The 15968-nt window shown below is 68.4% G+C and carries 15 protein-coding genes; 10 read left to right on the top strand and 5 right to left on the bottom strand.

Going from position 1 to position 15968, the window contains the following annotated elements; translation table 11 throughout:
• The first annotated feature begins 127 nt into the window (after positions 1–127).
• The 4 genes from phnD to phnE (OCT48_RS19010) all read left to right on the top strand — a co-directional run bounded on the left by phnD (position 128) and on the right by phnE (OCT48_RS19010) (position 3601).
• The gene (gene phnD / locus OCT48_RS19025) at positions 128–1123 is read left to right on the top strand and encodes a phosphate/phosphite/phosphonate ABC transporter substrate-binding protein (protein WP_412031023.1); all 996 of its coding nucleotides are present in this window, start codon (positions 128–130) and stop codon (positions 1121–1123) included.
• Between the two features lie 77 nt (positions 1124–1200).
• Positions 1201–1998 carry a phosphonate ABC transporter ATP-binding protein gene (gene phnC, locus OCT48_RS19020; protein ID WP_263590693.1) on the top strand — a complete coding sequence of 266 codons (798 nt, stop codon included), beginning with the start codon at positions 1201–1203 and terminating at the stop codon, positions 1996–1998.
• Entirely contained in the window at positions 1995–2798 is an 804-nt protein-coding gene (gene phnE / locus OCT48_RS19015; RefSeq protein ID WP_263590692.1) for a phosphonate ABC transporter, permease protein PhnE, read from the top strand. The genes phnC and phnE (OCT48_RS19015) overlap by 4 nt, the downstream gene beginning before the upstream one ends.
• Entirely contained in the window at positions 2792–3601 is an 810-nt protein-coding gene (gene phnE / locus OCT48_RS19010; RefSeq protein WP_263590691.1) for a phosphonate ABC transporter, permease protein PhnE, read from the top strand. The genes phnE (OCT48_RS19015) and phnE (OCT48_RS19010) overlap by 7 nt, the downstream gene beginning before the upstream one ends.
• Before the next feature lie 44 nt (positions 3602–3645).
• Here phnE (OCT48_RS19010) and OCT48_RS19005 read toward each other — a convergent pair whose 3' ends face one another.
• The 4 genes from OCT48_RS19005 to OCT48_RS18990 form a co-directional block, all read right to left on the bottom strand.
• Complete coding sequence (locus OCT48_RS19005) at positions 3646–4197, bottom strand: hypothetical protein (protein WP_263590690.1); 552 nt, start codon at positions 4195–4197, stop codon at positions 3646–3648.
• Between the two features lie 155 nt (positions 4198–4352).
• Complete coding sequence (locus tag OCT48_RS19000; RefSeq protein ID WP_263590689.1) at positions 4353–5123, bottom strand: molybdopterin-binding protein; 771 nt, start codon at positions 5121–5123, stop codon at positions 4353–4355.
• A complete protein-coding gene (locus tag OCT48_RS18995) occupies positions 5107–5964 on the bottom strand; it encodes a cytochrome b/b6 domain-containing protein (RefSeq protein WP_263590688.1) in 858 nt (285 codons plus the stop codon). The genes OCT48_RS19000 and OCT48_RS18995 overlap by 17 nt, the downstream gene beginning before the upstream one ends.
• Positions 5965–6050: 86 nt before the next feature.
• Positions 6051–6341, bottom strand: a complete 291-nt coding sequence (locus OCT48_RS18990; protein WP_263590687.1) for a hypothetical protein — start codon at positions 6339–6341, stop codon at positions 6051–6053.
• A 188-nt stretch (positions 6342–6529) separates the two neighbouring features.
• Between OCT48_RS18990 and OCT48_RS18985 the strand changes: the two genes are divergently transcribed.
• Both OCT48_RS18985 and OCT48_RS18980 read left to right on the top strand, forming a co-directional pair.
• Complete coding sequence (locus tag OCT48_RS18985) at positions 6530–7267, top strand: response regulator transcription factor (RefSeq protein ID WP_263590686.1); 738 nt, start codon at positions 6530–6532, stop codon at positions 7265–7267.
• Positions 7264–8742 (top strand): sensor histidine kinase, encoded by a 1479-nt coding sequence (locus tag OCT48_RS18980; RefSeq protein ID WP_263590685.1) that lies wholly within the window; start codon positions 7264–7266, stop codon positions 8740–8742. Before OCT48_RS18985 ends, OCT48_RS18980 begins: the two co-directional genes overlap by 4 nt.
• Here OCT48_RS18980 and OCT48_RS18975 read toward each other — a convergent pair.
• Entirely contained in the window at positions 8733–9194 is a 462-nt protein-coding gene (locus OCT48_RS18975) for an Rrf2 family transcriptional regulator (protein WP_263590684.1), read from the bottom strand. The two genes, OCT48_RS18980 and OCT48_RS18975, sit on opposite strands and share 10 nt — an antisense overlap.
• 289 nt (positions 9195–9483) lie before the next feature.
• Between OCT48_RS18975 and hemN the strand changes: the two genes are divergently transcribed.
• The 4 genes from hemN (at position 9484) to OCT48_RS18955 (ending at position 15950) form a co-directional block, all read left to right on the top strand.
• Positions 9484–10869 carry an oxygen-independent coproporphyrinogen III oxidase gene (gene hemN, locus OCT48_RS18970; protein ID WP_263590683.1) on the top strand — a complete coding sequence of 462 codons (1386 nt, stop codon included), beginning with the start codon at positions 9484–9486 and terminating at the stop codon, positions 10867–10869.
• A gap of 269 nt (positions 10870–11138) precedes the next feature.
• Entirely contained in the window at positions 11139–11933 is a 795-nt protein-coding gene (locus tag OCT48_RS18965) for a hypothetical protein (RefSeq protein ID WP_263590682.1), read from the top strand.
• 276 nt (positions 11934–12209) lie between these two features.
• Positions 12210–12683 (top strand): ubiquinone anaerobic biosynthesis accessory factor UbiT, encoded by a 474-nt coding sequence (gene ubiT, locus OCT48_RS18960; protein WP_263590681.1) that lies wholly within the window; start codon positions 12210–12212, stop codon positions 12681–12683.
• 33 nt (positions 12684–12716) lie between these two features.
• Complete coding sequence (locus tag OCT48_RS18955; RefSeq protein ID WP_263590680.1) at positions 12717–15950, top strand: LAGLIDADG family homing endonuclease; 3234 nt, start codon at positions 12717–12719, stop codon at positions 15948–15950.
• The last annotated feature ends 18 nt before the right edge of the window (positions 15951–15968 follow it).

The following is a 15968-nucleotide window of genomic DNA, read 5'->3' as shown; positions in this document are numbered from 1 at the left end:
GTCATCTTTCCCGAAGTGGTCGACAGTTTTTCCCATGCGGCAAGTCCGGCCCCTTGCATCCGGGGGACGCTCATCGGCCGCCGCGCAGCATGATGGAACGCAACAACAACCATAATCGAGGCACGCCATGATGACCCGACTCAACGGAAGCGCCCCCCGCGGCGCCCTGGCCGCGCTTGTATTGCTGTCGCTGTCCCTGTGGCTCGCCGGTCCGGCACAGGCCCAGGCCGACTGCGAGCGGGGCCAGCTCGCCGATATCTACTGCGACGAGAACGGCGACCTGGTCGCCGACCGGCCGGCCGACGAGTCGCAGTGGGTCGATCCGGACACCCTGATCTTCGCCTACACCCCGGTGGAGGACCCGGCGATCTACTCCGATATCTGGGCGCCCTTCATCGCGCACCTCGAGGAGGTGACCGGGCGTGACGTGCGCTTCTTCGCCGTGCAGTCCAACTCGGCCCAGGTCGAGGCCATGCGCAGCGGTCGCCTGCACATCGCCGGCTTCTCCACCGGCCCGACGCCCTTCGCCGTCAACCTGGCCGGCGCCGTGCCCTTCGCCCTGATGGGCTCCGATGACGGTCGCTTCGGCTATACCCTGCAGCTCTATACCCACGTGGACTCGGGCATCGACGCCATCGAGGACCTCGAGGGCAAGCGCGTGGCCCATACCTCGCCGACCTCCAACTCCGGCAACCAGGCGCCGCGGGCGCTGTTCCCGGAACTCGGCATCGTGCCCGGCGAGGACTACGAGGTGGTCTATTCCGGCAGCCATGACCAGTCGATGCTGGGGGTGGTCGCCCAGGACTACGACGCGGCGCCGGTGGCCTCGGAAGTGGTCGAGCGCATGGCGGCCCGTGACCTCTACGACCCCGACGACGTCAAGCTGCTCTACGAGTCCGACAGCTTCCCGACCACCTCCTACACCTACGCCCACAACCTGCATCCCGACCTGGTCGACAAGATCGAGGAGGCCTTCTTCTCCTTCGACTTCGCCGGCACCGAACTGGGCGAGGAGTTCGAGGGCGTCGAGAAGTTCATCCCGATCAACTACCAGGACCAGTGGAAGGTCATCCGCACCATCCAGAAGGCCAACGGGGTCGAATACACCCCCGAGAACCTCTAGTCACGGCCCGCCCCGTGCCGCGGTGGCCGCCGTCGCGACGGCCACCCCGGCGCCCCTTCCGCCGCCTGGATGCGCCGATGCTCGAGATCGCCACGCTGATCAAGCGATACGGCCAGGACGAGCCCGTGCTCGAGGGGCTCGACCTGGTCGTGGAGGACAACAGCGTGGTAGCCATCGTCGGTGCCTCGGGGGCCGGCAAGAGCACCATGTTGCGCTGCATCAATCGCCTGGTGGAGCCGACCTCGGGCTCGATCCGCCTCAACGGCACCGAGCTGGTCGCGCTGCGGGGCGCGGCGTTGCGACGGGCCCGGCGCAAGATCGGCATGGTCTTCCAGGGCTTCAACCTGATCGACCGGCTGACCGTGATGGAGAACGTCCTGGCCGGCCGGCTCGGTTACGTCAGCCTGTTCCAGGCGGTCACACGCCGCTTTCCCGCCGAGGATATCGACCGCGCCTTCACCCTGATGGAGCGCGTCGGCATCGCCCACTATGCCAACAAGCGGGCCGATGAACTCTCGGGCGGCGAGCGCCAGCGGGTCGGCGTGGTGCGGGCGCTGATGCAGGAGCCGGAGGTGCTGCTCGCCGACGAGCCCACCGCCTCGCTGGATCCGCGCACCTCGGAGCAGATCATGATGCTGCTGCAGAGCCTGGCCAGCGAGTTGTCGCTGCCGGTGCTGATCAATATCCACAACGTGGCCCAGGCCAAGGCCTATACCGAGCGCATCGTCGGCCTGCGCCACGGCAAGATGATCTTCGACGGGGTGCCCGCCGACTTCGACAAGGCGGCCCTGGAGGCCATCTACGGGGGCATCGAGGCCCCCGACGACGAGCTCACCGCCGCGCCGGCCGGCATCGCCGCGGGGAAGGAGTCATGACGCGCCCCGCGCCCGCCACGCGAACCTGGCGCAAGCCGCCGTTCATCGCCAACCCTCTGCTGCGCTATGGCCTCCTGGTGGGACTGGTGGCGTACTTCGTCTGGGCCTTCGGCAGCCTGCCCTTCAACTGGGAGCGCATCGGCGAGGGCCTGCCCCGGGCCGGGCGCATCTTCGGCGGCGGCTTCCCGCCGAGCTTCGAGCGCTACGACCTGCTGCTCACCGGCTTCAAGGAGAGCCTGCAGATCGCCGTGCTGGCGACCCTGCTCGGGGTGATGCTGTCGGTGCCCTTCGCGGTGATGGCGGCGCGCAACATCTCGCCGTTGCCGGTGTACCTGCTGGGACGCGCGGTGATCATCGTCTCGCGCAGCTTCCACCCGGTGATCGTGGCCATCCTGTTCGTCGCCGCGGTGGGCTTCGGGCCGCTGGCGGGGGTGCTGACCCTGACCCTCTACTCCATCGGCTTCGTCGGCAAGCTGCTCGCCGAGGAGATCGAGGAGATCGACTGGGGGCAGGTGGAGGCCATCCGCGCCGCCGGCGGCGGCTTCCTGGTGACCCTGGTGTATGCCGTCTTCCCGCAGGTGCTGCCCCGCCAGGTGGGGCTGTCGATGTACCAGCTCGACAGCAACCTGCGGGCCTCGGCGGTGGTGGGCATCGTCGGGGCCGGCGGCATCGGCGGCACCCTGATGAATGCCTTCGGGCGCTACGACTACGCCTTCGCCTTCGCGATCCTGCTGGTGATCATCGCGGTGATCCTGCTCAGCGAGGGCGTCAGCGGCTGGGTGAGGAAGCGCATATGGTAGAGCGGGACGACGTCCTGGCGGTGCGGGTCTGGCGCCGCCACGATCGCCGCGAGCGCCTGATCCGCTACGGCGTGCTGCTGGCGACGCTGATGGTGGTGGTCTGGGCGGTGCAGGATATCGATATCTTCTGGCCCTGGGTGTGGGATGCGCCCAACCAGATCTCCTCGCTGGGCGGGCGGATGTGGCCGCCCGACCCGAGCCGCCTCGGCGAGATCCTCTGGGCCATGCTGGAGACGGTGCATATCGCCACCCTGGCGACCATGCTGACGGTGCTGGTGGCCCTGCCGGTCGCCTACATCGCCGCCCAGAACACCACGCCCAACCGGGCCTGCCTGTGGCTGGGTCGCTTCATCCTGGTCTCGAGCCGCTCGGTGAACACCATCATCTGGGCGCTGCTGTTCGTGGCCATCTTCGGTCCCGGCGTGCTGGCGGGAATCCTGGCCATCATGTGCCGCTCCATCGGCTTCATCGGCAAGCTGATGGGCGAGGCGATCGAGGAGATCGACCGCCGGCCGGTGGAGGCCATGCAGGCCACCGGCGCCTCCAAGCTCAAGGTGATCGCCTATGCGGTGGTGCCCCAGGTGATGCCGGCCTTCTTCGCCATCGTCATCCTGCGCTGGGACATCAATATCCGCGAGTCCACGGTGCTGGGGCTGGTGGGCGCCGGCGGCATCGGCGTCATCCTGCAGGGCGCGATCGATACCTTCGCCTGGCCGACCGTGGCCACCATCCTGATCGCCATCATCACCCTGGTGCTGATCGGCGAGGCGATCACCGGCATGTTGCGCGGCAAGGTGCTCTGACGGGGCGAGCGGGCTGGCCAGGGTTGCCGTCCTGCTGGGGGCCGTCAGTCGGCGCGGCCCTCGCACAGGCGTCGCATGCGGGTCAGTGCCGCCTCGGCGCCCTCGAGGCGGAAGACCAGGAACCAGTAGTCCTGCTCGGCCCGGTGAAGGCGCAGGCGCAGCACCTCACCGGCGCCCATCTCCGCCAGCAGGGCCCCGGTATCGGGCAGCGTGAAGCGCGCGTAGAAGCCGCTGTTGCCGCGCTCGGTGATAAAGGCGGCCTGGCCGGTATGCACGCGGCCGTCGTCGACCAGCAGGTCCGCCGGGACGAGGTTCACCGTGGCACTCTCGGCCTGGACCTCGCCGAGCTCCACGCGCATCTCCAGCCACGGCCGGTCGCAGGCCCCGGGGCTGGCATTGACGCTGAACACGGTATCGCTGTAGCTGCGCTGCTCCAGGGCCCGGACGTGACGTTCCTCGCCCAGGGTCAGGCGCAGCGAGTGCCAGTCGCCGTGGCGCTCGACGGCGTCGAGGTTGTAGCGGCCGGCCTGGGCCGGGACGGTGACGGCCAGGGCCAGCAGGCCCGGCAGCAGGCGGCGGAGAAAGGTCAGTGACATGGTGGATCCCGGGGTGCTGGACCCCGGGAGGCTAGCATATCCGCCGTGTGTCGTGGCCGTCGTCCTCCGCCTCATGCCTGCGGCCCGGTGCCGGGGGCTTGATGTGGGGCATCTTCAGGCTAGCTCGACACCCGGCCGCGACTCGATCCGTCGATTCAGATACCCGCCCACCAACGGTAGCCTCGATCCTCCCAGTAGCCGCCCCGGCCACGGCCGAGATGCGCGAAGCTCGCCACCAGCTCCAGGCGCATCACGTACTTGGCCATCTTGTAGCCCAGCTGGCGTTCGGCGCGCAGGCGCAGCGGCGCGCCGTTGGCGATGGGCAGGTCGCCGCCGTTGAGGCCGTAGGCCAACAGGGTCTGGGGATGGTAGGCCTCGCGCAGGTCGAGGCTCTCGTAGTAGCGCTCGCCCCCCCGGTAGCGATCGGCGCAGTGGAAGACCACGAAGCGCGCCTCGTCACGTACCCCCACCCGGGCCAGCAGCTCGCCGAGCACCACCCCGCTCCATTCGCCGATGCAGCTCCAGCCCTCCACGCAGTCGTGGCGGGTGATCTGGGTGCGCGCAGGCATCCCCCGGAGCTCGGCGAGGGAGAAGGCACCGGGTCGCTCGACCAGGCCATCGACCTCGAGGCGCCAGTCGCGGAAGTCGCCAGCCGCCAGGCGCAGGTAGTCGATCTCCCGGGGCATGGTCGTGCCGTTGGCACGGAAGGTCGGGGCGATGTCCTCGGGGGCGTACTCCCGGGCCAGGGCCTCCCGGGAGGCCAGCAGGCGATGGGCCCGCTGGGTCAGGCCCTCGCTGGCGGCGAACAGGCGCTGCATGGCGTCGCTGCGCGAGAGCCGGTCGCAGCCCGCCAGCATCAGCGTGCCACCGGCCAGCAGGCCGCGGGTCAGGAAGCGTCGGCGGCCGGGGTCAATGGGAAGCGTCATCGCGCATCTCCTCTTCCGGGGGCAGGGCATAGCGCCCGGTGATCATCGAGCGCAGGTTGTTGCCGACGCCGGAGACCAGCACCAGCAGGAGATGCACCACGAAGAAGGCCAGCAGGGCGGCGGCGGCCAGGAAGTGCAGGGTGCGGGCGCTCTGCCGGCCCCCGAAGAGATCCAGCAGCCAGGGCCAGGCGGCATCCAGGGTCGGCGACATGGTCAGGCCGGTGAGTACCACCAGCGGGGCGAGGACGAAGAGCACCAGCAGGTAGGCCAGCTTCTGCAACAGGTTGTAGTGGCGCGCCTCCTCGCCCCGCGGAAAGCGCAGCCGCAGATGCTCGACCACGACATGGCCGAGGCGCGGCCATTCGTCGCGTCGCGGCAGCAGGCGCCGTCGCAGCTGGCCGCTGGCCACCAGATAGACCAGGTAGGCCGCGAGCATCGGGGCGAAGACCCAGCCGGCGAGGAAGTGCCACTGGCGGCCCATGGCCAGCCAGCGGGGGCCGGGCAGCGTCGCCCAGGCGGGAAAGGCGCGCCGCTCGCGATCGGCGCGGGGCCCCGAGACCCCCAGCACGCCGGTGGTGTCGAAGCGGAATCCGCCGATGCGGGTGATGCCGCGCAGGGAGCCGTCGTCGTCGCGCACGGCGCCGATCGACAGCGCCGGGGCATCGAAGGTGGAGTCCTTGCCCCAGTACAGGGCCGGATGGGCATTGAAGATCTGCAGGCCGCTCATCAGCAGGATCGCCAGGCAGATGGCGTTGATCCAGTGCCACAGCCGGGTGAACGCCGAGTGCCGCTTGATTACCGTCGGCCGGGGAGCGTGGCGTGTGGCATCGAGACGTCGCATGGGAAGGGCCCTCCCGAAGAGGTGAGGCGGAGCGGAGAAGCATGACCGGCCGGAACGCGATCCGGCCGGTCATCTGGCGGCGAGCATCACATCTCGCCGTCGTCTTCCATCATCGAGTCCTCTTCCTCCATCATCATCTCGTCGTCGCCTTCCGACTTCATGGCGTCGTCCCCGCTCATGGCGTCGCCGGCCATGGCGTCATCCCCGCTCATGGCGTCGCCGGCCATGGCGTCATCCCCGCTCATCGCGTCCTGCTCCATGCCTCCGCCCTCCTGCATGGCCTCCTCGTGGTAGTCCGCCAGGGCGGCGCTCGGCAGCAGCAGGGCGCCGAGCAGGATGGCGAACAGGGCGGTCCTGGGCTGGGTCGGCTTGAACATCTCGCACCTCCGGTGATGGTCGGGCCGCCGGCGACATGCCGTGACGGCACTTGTCACGCTAGCCAGCCCCCCGGGGCGATTCATCACGAAAACATCACGAACCGGAGGGCGGCGTGAGGGTTTCGTGATGCAGCCACCGGCGGGGGGCTCTAGAGTAGAGACCGAACCCCTCCTCGGAGCCCGTCCCCATGGCCTACCGGATCCTCTGCGTCGAGGACAATCCCGAGATCGGCAAGCTGCTCAGCGAGCGGCTCGCCGAGGCCGGCCACCGCTGTGACTGGGTCACCGACGGCGAGGCGGCCCTGGCGATCCTGGAGGACGCGGCGCCGGGCGGCACCTATGACCTGGTGATGCTCGACCTGATGCTGCCGGGGATCGACGGCCTGGAGGTGTGTCGCCGATTGCGGCGCCGCGACGGCCGGACCCCGGTACTGATGGTGACCGCCAAGGCCGCGATCCGCGACGTGGTGGTGGGGCTCGAGCTCGGGGCCGACGACTATGTCACCAAGCCCTTCCACATGCCGATCCTGATGGCGCGGGTCCAGGCCCTGTTGCGCCGGGGGCAGCGCCAGGCGGAGGGGGAGGACGGCATCGTCGAGGCTCCTCCGCTGGTCTGCGGGGAGCTGGTCATCGATGCCGACCAGCATCGGGTCACCCTCGACGGCCGGCCGGTACAGCTCACCGGCAAGGAATTCGCGCTGCTGTCGCTGTTCGCCCGCCATCCGGGGCATGGCTTCACCCGTGGCGAACTGCTGGATCGGGTCTGGGGCGAGGAATTCGACGGCTATGACCATACCGTGAACACCCATATCAACCGCCTGCGCAAGAAGATCGAAGTCGATCCGGCACGGCCGCGCTTCATCCAGACCCTGTGGGGGGTGGGCTATCGCTTCGTCGACCCGGCGGCGGAGGACGAGGAGACATGAGCGCCCTGCTGCGGCGCGTCGGGCGCCTGGGACGCAGCCTCTATGCGCGCATCGCCGTGGTCTACCTGACCAGCCTGCTGCTGCTGTCGGTGGCCGCCGCCTGGATCGCCCTCAGCCAGTTCGACCAGCTGGGGCGCGAGTTCCAGCAGCGCCAGGCGATCGATCTCGCCGACAACCTCGCCCGCGTCATGCGCCCGGGGCTGCAGGCCGGCGCCGACAGTGACGCCGCCCGGGAAATCGCCCGGCACATCGTCTCGATCAATCCCTCGCTGTCGCTGTACGTGCTCGACGCCGAGGGCGCGGTGATCGCCGACTTCAGCGAGTCGGCCTGTGGCCTGGGGCGCCGGGTGGAGCGCGGCGCTCTGGAGGCCCTGCTCGGCGAGGCTCCCATGCTGCCGGTGCTGGCCGCCTCGCCCTGCGGCGGGCGGCCCGGGATCTTCTCCGTGGCGCGGATCACCCATGGCGAGGCCCGCCGGCCCGGCTACCTCTACGCCGACCTCAACAGTGCCAGCCACGCCTCCATGGTCGCCATGCTGCGCACCAGCTCGATCACCCGCACCCTGGTCGCCGCCGGCCTGCTGGCGCTGCTGATCTCGGGCGTCTTCGGCCTGGTCTGGTTCGCCCTGCTGACGCGGCGCTTCTCGCAGCTGACCACGGCGGTGCAGCGCTTCGCCGAGGGCGACTACGGCGAGCGCGTCGCCGTATCCCGGGACGACGAGATCGGCCGCCTGGGGAGGGCCTTCAACGACATGGCGGGGACCATCGAGGCCCAGCTCGAGGCCCTGCGCGAGACCGATCGCCAGCGACGCGAACTGGTCGCCAACCTGTCCCATGACTTTCGCACCCCGCTGACCTCGCTGCGCGGCTATGCCGAGCAGCTGCTGGCGCGCGAGGAGGCGCCTCCCGGGGAGCGGCGACGGGCGCTGGGGGCGATCCTCGACAACGCCGACCGCCTGACGTGGCTGGCCCGGCAGCTGTCGACCCAGGCCCGGCTCGATGCCTACGACCGGCCGCTGCAGTGCGAGCCGTTCTCGCTGGCAGAGCTCGCCCACGACATCGTCGGCAAGTTCCAGCACCAGGCCCGCCAGTCGGGCGTCGTCCTCGAGGTGATCGGGGAGCCTTCGTTGCCCTGGGTCGAGGCGGATCTCGGCCTGATCGATCGTGCCCTGTCGAACCTGGTCGAGAACGCCCTGCATGCGACCCCTGCCGGGGGGCGGGTCAGGCTCGAGCTCGAGGCGCTGGCCGAGGGTGTCGGGCTGGCGGTGGTCGACAGCGGAATCGGGATCGCCGCCGAGGAGGTGCCGCTGGTGACCCAGCGGTTCTATCGCACCCGGGGCAGCCCGGCGCGGGGGGAGGGCTCGGGACTGGGGCTGTCCATCGTGCGCGAGATCTGCGAGCGCCACGGCACCACCCTGACCATCGACAGCCGCCAGGGGGAGGGCACCCGGGTCAGCCTGCTGCTGCCCTATGCCTGAGCGGCCGGCGGGTCCGGGTCCTCGATCTGCAGCAGCTGGATCAGCCCGCTGCGCTGGGGGCCCAGCATATCGGCCAGGGTGTAGCGATCGAGGACGGCGAGGAAGGCCCCCAGGGCCTCGGCGAGGATCGGCTTGAGCCGGCAGGACGGGGTGATCAGGCACTCGTTGTCGTCGCCGAAGCACTCCACCAGGTCGAGGTCACGTTCGGTGTCGCGCACCAGGGCCCCCAGGGTGATGGACTCCGGTGCCCGCTTCAGCAGCAGCCCGCCATGCTTGCCGCGAATGGCCGTGATATAGCCGCGATGGTTCAGCTCCTGAACCACCTTCATCAGGTGATTGCGGGAGATGGCGAAGCGGTCGGCGATCTCGGTGATGGTCGAGCGCTGCTCGCCCTTGACGGCGAGGTAGATCAGCACGCGCAGCGAGTAATCGGTATAGCGGGTCAGGTGCATGTGGCTTCCTGGTCGACAGGCGGCGAGGCGTGCCCGGCGGGTGAATCGTGTGTGTCGCTGCCGACTCTACCATCGTGGCGGCGTTGACGCCCCCGGCGTGTGGCGATCGGGGCAGCGATGATAAGCAATATTATAGAGGCTTTTTTGGGCGTCCCCCGCGGCGACTACCTCCAATTGACCTGGATCAGCTACCTCGTGAAGGGTACCGACGCCCGTCGGCGCCGGTGGCATACTGGCGCCATCCGGCGGCGGTCCGGCCGCCCAGGCTTTCCCGAGGCACCGAGCGATCATGCACGACAAGCTGCCCTTCAACCGCTCCCTGGTCGAGAAGTACGACCGGCCGGGGCCGCGCTACACCTCCTATCCCACGGCACCGCAGTTCCAGGCGGCCTTCGCCGAGGACGACTATCGCGCCGCCGCCGAGCGCAGCAACCGGCTCGCCGAGCCCAAGCCGCTCTCGGCGTATGTGCACATCCCCTTCTGCGAGAGCCTCTGCTACTACTGCGCCTGCAACAAGATCATCACCCACAACCGCGAGCGGGCCGCGGAGTACCTGGCCTGGCTCAAGCGCGAGATCGCGCTGCAGGGGGCGCTGTTCGACGAGTCGCGGCGCATGACCCAGCTGCACCTGGGCGGCGGCACCCCGACCTACCTGAGCAATGCCCAGCTCGGCGAGCTGATGGCGGCCCTCGACGCGGCCTTCCACTTCGCCGCACCCGACGCTCGGGAGTTCTCCCTGGAAGTGGACCCGCGCACCGTGACGCCGGCGCAGATTCATGAGCTCCGCGCGCTGGGGTTCAATCGCCTGAGCTTCGGCGTGCAGGACTTCGATCCCCACGTCCAGGAGGCGGTCAACCGGGTGCAGAGCGAGGCCCAGGTGGTCGGCCTGGTCGAGGCGGCCCGCGAGGCCGGCTTCCAGTCGATGAGCGTCGACCTGATCTACGGCCTGCCGCTGCAGACGGTGACGAGCTTCGACGCCACCCTGGACAAGATCATCGCCCTGCGCCCGGATCGCATCGCCACCTACAGCTATGCTCACCTGCCGGAGCTGTTCAAGGCCCAGCGGCTGATCCGCCCCGAGGACATGCCGCCGCCGGAGCGCAAGCTCGAGCTGCTGGAGCTGATCATCCGCCGCCTCACCGGGGCCGGCTACGTCTATATCGGCATGGACCACTTCGCCCTGCCCGAGGACGAGCTCTCCCTGGCCAGGGAGAACGGCACCCTGCAGCGCAACTTCCAGGGCTACTCCACCCACGCCGACTGCGACCTGATCGGCCTGGGGAACACCGCGATCGGCAAGGTGGGCGACAGCTATAGCCAGAACGTCAAGGAGACCGCCCAGTACCAGGCACGGCTCGAGGCGGGACGGCTGCCGGTGATGCGCGGCTATCGCCTGAATGCCGACGACGTGCTGCGCCGAGACGTGATCAACGCCCTGATGTGTCACGGGCGGATCGATGTCGCCGCGATCGAGGCCGACCACGGCATCGTCTTTCGGACCTATTTCGCCGAGGCCCTGGACGCGCTGGCCGAGATGCAGGCGGATGGCCTGATCGTCCTCACCGAGCAGGCCATCGAGGTGCTGCCCGCCGGGCGCCTGATGATGCGCAATGTCGCCATGGCCTTCGATGCCTACCTGGCCCGCAGCGCGGGACGCCACTCGCGCACCGTCTAACCCGCTTGCCTCGCCGACTCGCCCAGGACGCGGGGCCTTGCCCGCCATGGGGCCTGGCGGGCGCTGCCGTGCCCGTCGTCGTGCCCGGTCTCAGTTTCCTGCTTCTTAGCGCTGATCCTTTCCTTCTTCTAGTGGGGAGAATATTCAGGGGTTCTTCCGATGGTGAAGCTCGCCGTCGGGAACGATGCTGAGATTGCGTGTAACAAAATGTTTATTTGTGTGCGTTCGTCCAATCAATCAGCGGTATGGGAGCAAGGGAGGGGGTAGCTATGCAACGCTTCAAGTTGGCTGCCTTGGTGATCGCGATGGGGTGTGTGTCGGCGTCCGGCGCCCTGGCTCAGTCGGCCTCGGGTACCGGTATGGGCCCCGCCTTGTCTGAGGATGAGATGGCGGGGGTCGCGAACGATACCCTGACACCCGGGACGACCGGGGAGGAAGGGCTGTCGGACCAGGAACTGGCCGAACTCCTGGACGACCTGCCCCCGACCGCGGCGGGTGGCGGGGGCGGGGGCTGTGGCGCCGGCTTCCTCGAGGGGTGCGATGGGTTTCGCTTCTTGAGCGCTGTCGCGCTGGGGCCACCCAGCAACGATGACAGCGCCGATGACGGCAACGGTGATGACGCGGGTGATGATGGCGGTGATGACGCCGGCGACAGTGACGGTGGCGGGGGCTCCGATGGTGGCGGCGGTCCCGGTGGTGGTGACGGCGGCGGCTCCGATGGCGGCGGTGATGGCGGCGGCGGTCCCGGTGGTGGTGACGGCGGCGGCTCCGATGGCGGCGGTGATGGCGGCGGCGGTTCCGGCTCCGGTGGCGGCGATGGCGGTTCCGCGGGCGATGGCGGCGGTGCCGGCGGCTCCGGCGATGGCAGCGGCGGCGACGCCGGTGGTGGTGACGGCGGCGGCTCCGACGGTGGTTCTGGCTCCGGTGGCGGAGATGGCGGCTCTGCGGGAGGTAGTGGCGGTGCCGGTGGCACCGGCAGCGGCTCCGGCGGCGGCGGCCTGGGAGGTGGTGGCCTGGGAGGCCGCGGCGGCGGCTTCGGCGGTGGTTTCGGAGGCGATCGCTGAGCCTCGGTATCTGCCACGTACTCCATGTCCTGAAACGCGCCCGGCATCCGCCGGGCGCGTTTCGTTTCCGGGGGCGCGGCATCGCGCTCGGTAGCCGACGGCGGCAGGCGGGGCAGGGCCACCAACGGAACAAGATGCTGTGTATGGCGGCGTGAATTGAGCTATATATGGTAGATAGGCGTTGGCCTGGCGAGTCGGTCGTGGCTTGATGCAGGTCACGGCAGCCGCGGGCCACGATGCCTAGGATGGGCGATCGGTCGTCACAGGAGAGTTGCCATGCCGTTCCCCTCGCTGCCCCTTCCACCTGCGCCGCGTCGGCTGGCGCAGGCCATCGCACCGAGGATGCCCGTTGCGCTCCAGCGGCCCCTCGTCGAGTCCCTGCTCAATCGCACCTTCGCCGAGCCCCTGGCCGAAGGGGAATTCGATGCCCTGGCGGGGCGACGGGTCAGCCTGGTCATCGCCGATCTGGGCCTGATCCTCACCCTGAGCCTGTCGGGGCGGCGACTGGTGCTCTCCGAGGCGGCCGGCGAGGCCACCATCCGCGGCGGCTGGCGCGAGTTCCTGTGTCTCGCCACCCGCCGCGAGGACCCGGACAGCCTGTTCTTCCAGCGGCGCCTGTCCCTCGAGGGCGATACCGAGCTTGGCCTGATGGTCAAGAACCTGCTCGACGGCCGCGAGGAAGGCCTGGCCCAGGGGCGGCTGGGCGATGGCCTGGCGACCCTGGAGCGGCTCGTGCGCCGTGATCACTGACCATCCCTCACCGAGACCGACTGGAGAGCTCGCATGCGAACACCCGCCAAGGCCGTCACCTCCGCCGACGAGGTACCGCTTCAGGCCCCTTCCCGGGATATCTGGGATGCCAAGTATCGGCTCAAGGACCGACATGGCCGGCCCGTGGACGCGGATCCGGCCGCCACCCGCGAGCGGGTGGCCCGCGCCCTGGCGGCGGTGGAAGGCGAGGCGGCCGACACCTGGCTGCCGAAGTTCCGCTGGGCCCTGGACAACGGCGCCATTCCCGCCGGGCGCATCGTCGCCAACGCTGGGGCCGAGCACATCAAGCCCGAGGTCAGCCTGATCAACTGCACGGTCTCGCGGACCATCCGCGACTCCATGCGCGACATCCTGGAAGCCGTGGTGGATGCCGGGATGACGTTGAAGAGCGGGGCGGGAATCGGCTACGAATTTTCCACCCTGCGCCACAAGGGCGCCTTCGTTTTCGGGGCCGGCGCCGGCACCAACGGCCCCCTGGCGTTCATGGATATCTACGACAAGATGTGCTTCACGGTAGCCTCGGCGGGCGGCCGTCGCGGCGCCCAGATGGCGACCTTCGACGTCGGCCATCCGGACGTTCGGGCCTTCATCGAGGCCAAGCGCGAGGCCGGCCGCCTGCGCCAGTTCAACCTGAGCCTGCTGATCACCGACGAGTTCATGGAGGCGGTGCGCGCCGATGCCGACTGGCCCCTGGCCTTTCCCCTGCACCCGGGAGAGAAGGAGGACGTCGACGAGGACGAACTGGTCTACCGTGACTGGCCGGTGATCGAGGACGGCTACACCGTCGACGACCAGGGACGGGTGGCCAGCCGCATCGTCGAGGTGATCCGGGCCCGCGAGCTGTGGGACACCATCATGCGCTCGACCTACGACTTCGCCGAGCCGGGCTTCATCCTGATCGACCAGGTCAACCGCATGAACAACAACTGGTTCTGCGAGGAGATCCGCGCCACCAACCCCTGCGTGACGGCGGATACCCGGTTGCATACCCAGTTCGGCATGGTGCCCGTTGGCGACCTCTATCGGCGAGGCGATGAGCTGCAGGTGACGGTCGACAAGCGAGCATTGCGTACTGGCGAGCGAGGCGTCGAGACCCGCCCGGCCGTGCCGGCCTTCATGACCGCGAGGCAGGCGGATGTCTATCGGGTCACGACCCGTGAGGGCTACGAGGTCAAGGCCACCGAGTGGCACGACTTCTATACCCGGCGTGGCAAGATTCCTCTCAAGGAACTGCAGGTGGGCGATAGCGTATGGGTACAGTCCGGCAAGGGCCAGTTCGGTGACCAGGGTGATGAGCGGCTGGGTACCCTGCTGGGATTGATCGCCGGCGATGGCCACTTCACGCACCGTGGCAATGACCATGAGGCGGTGATCGTCAACTTCTGGGGGGATGACCGGACGCTGGCCGATATCACGGCCGAGTATATCAACGAGCTGATCGCTCACTCCGCCAGGACCTCGCGTCGATACCAGGTGGCGCCGGTCGCCGTTGCCGAACGACATCATGTCTTCATTCGCTCGGTGATCCTGGCGCGCCTGCTGGCCCATTACGGCTTTACTCGGGAGACCAAGCTCCGGGTCCCCGAAGTGGTCTGGCGGGGCACCGAGGCCTGCGTCAAGGGCTATCTACGCGGGCTGTTTCAGGCAGATGGGACCGTACAGCGTGACGACCAGAATGCCTATTGCACGATTCGTCTGGCATCCAGTGAGCCGAAGCTGCTCAAGGAAGTACAGGCATTGCTGAGTAATCTCGGCATTTTCTGTCGGATCCTGAAGCGCCGTGATGCAGGCAAGAGGGTGTTGCCGGATGGGCACGGAGGTAAGCGTGAGTATCACTGCAAGGCCGACCATGAGTTGCTGATCGGGTCCGAATCCCGGGATCGCTTCATGCAGGAAATCGGCTTTCTGAGCGACGCCAAGAATCAGGAATACCAAGAGTGGCACGATATGCGCTCCTCTGCTGTGAAAGCGTCATACATGGCGGAGGTGGCAGCCATTGAGTATGTGGGGCGCGAGGCCGTCTTCGACACCACGCAAAAAGATAAAAATAATTTAATATTTAATGGATTAGTAACTGGTAATTGTGGCGAACAACCGCTTCCGCCGGAAGGCGCCTGCCTGCTGGGCTCGGTGAACCTGACCCGCTTCGTCCTCGATCCCTTCGGTGACACGCCGCGTTTCGACTGGGACCGCTACCGCCAGGTGGTGGCCATCTTCACCCGCATGCTCGACGACGTGGTGGAGCTCAGCGGCCTGCCGCTGGAGGGCCAGCGCCGCGAGATCGAGGCCAAGCGCCGCCACGGCATGGGCTTCCTGGGGCTGGGTTCGGCGCTGACCATGCTCAAGTTGCCCTATGGCTCCCCGGAGTCGCTGGCCTTCACCGAGGAGGTCAGCCGGGTGATGGCCGTCGAAGGCTGGAAGCAGGCCCTCGAACTCTCCCGGGAGAAGGGCATGGCGCCGATCCTTGCCGAGGACTTCGCCATCACCCCGAAGATGCTGCGCGAGCGGCCGGAGCTGGCGCAAGACGGCTATGAGGTGGGCGATCGCGTGCCCGGGCGTCTCCTGCACGCTCGCTACAGCCGCTACATGCAGAAGATCGCCGAGGTGGAGCCGGAACTGGTGGCCGCCCTCGCCGAGCACGGCGCCCGCTTCACCCACCACAGCTCCATCGCGCCCACCGGCACCATCTCGCTGTCGCTGGGCAACAATGCCTCCAACGGCATCGAGCCTTCCTTCTCGCACCGCTACTTCCGCAACGTCATCCGAGCGGGCCGGAAGACCAAGGAGCAGGTCGAGGTCGTGTCCTTCGAGCTGGCGGCCTATCGGCACTTCGTCGCTCCCGACGCCGTGGAGAGCGACCTGCCGGACTACTTCGTCACCGCCGACGCCGTGACGCCGCGCCAGCATGTGGCGGTGCAGGCGGCGGCCCAGGCCTGGATCGATTCGGCCATCTCCAAGACGGTGAACGTCCCCACCGACTTCCCCTTCGCGGACTTCAAGGATCTGTACCTGGACGCCTACGACAGCCAGCTCAAGGGCTGCACCACCTTCCGCTTCAACCCCGAGGCCTTCCAGGGGGTGCTGGTGCGCGAGGGCGACCTCAAGAACACCACCTACGTCTTCGAGCTGGAGAACGGCGAGACCGTCGAGCTGGCCGGCGACGAGACGGTGATCTACGACGGCGAGGAGCACACCGCGGCGAACCTCTATGACGCGCTCAAGGAGGGGACCTATGGCAAGTGGTAAGCCACGACTTTCGCGGTT

The sequence above is a fragment of the Halomonas sp. M4R1S46 genome (assembly GCF_025725685.1).
In the GTDB taxonomy this organism is placed as follows: domain Bacteria; phylum Pseudomonadota; class Gammaproteobacteria; order Pseudomonadales; family Halomonadaceae; genus Halomonas.
The sequence above is the reverse complement of the archived record's forward strand: the minus strand, read 5'-3'. Positions and strand labels throughout refer to the sequence as shown.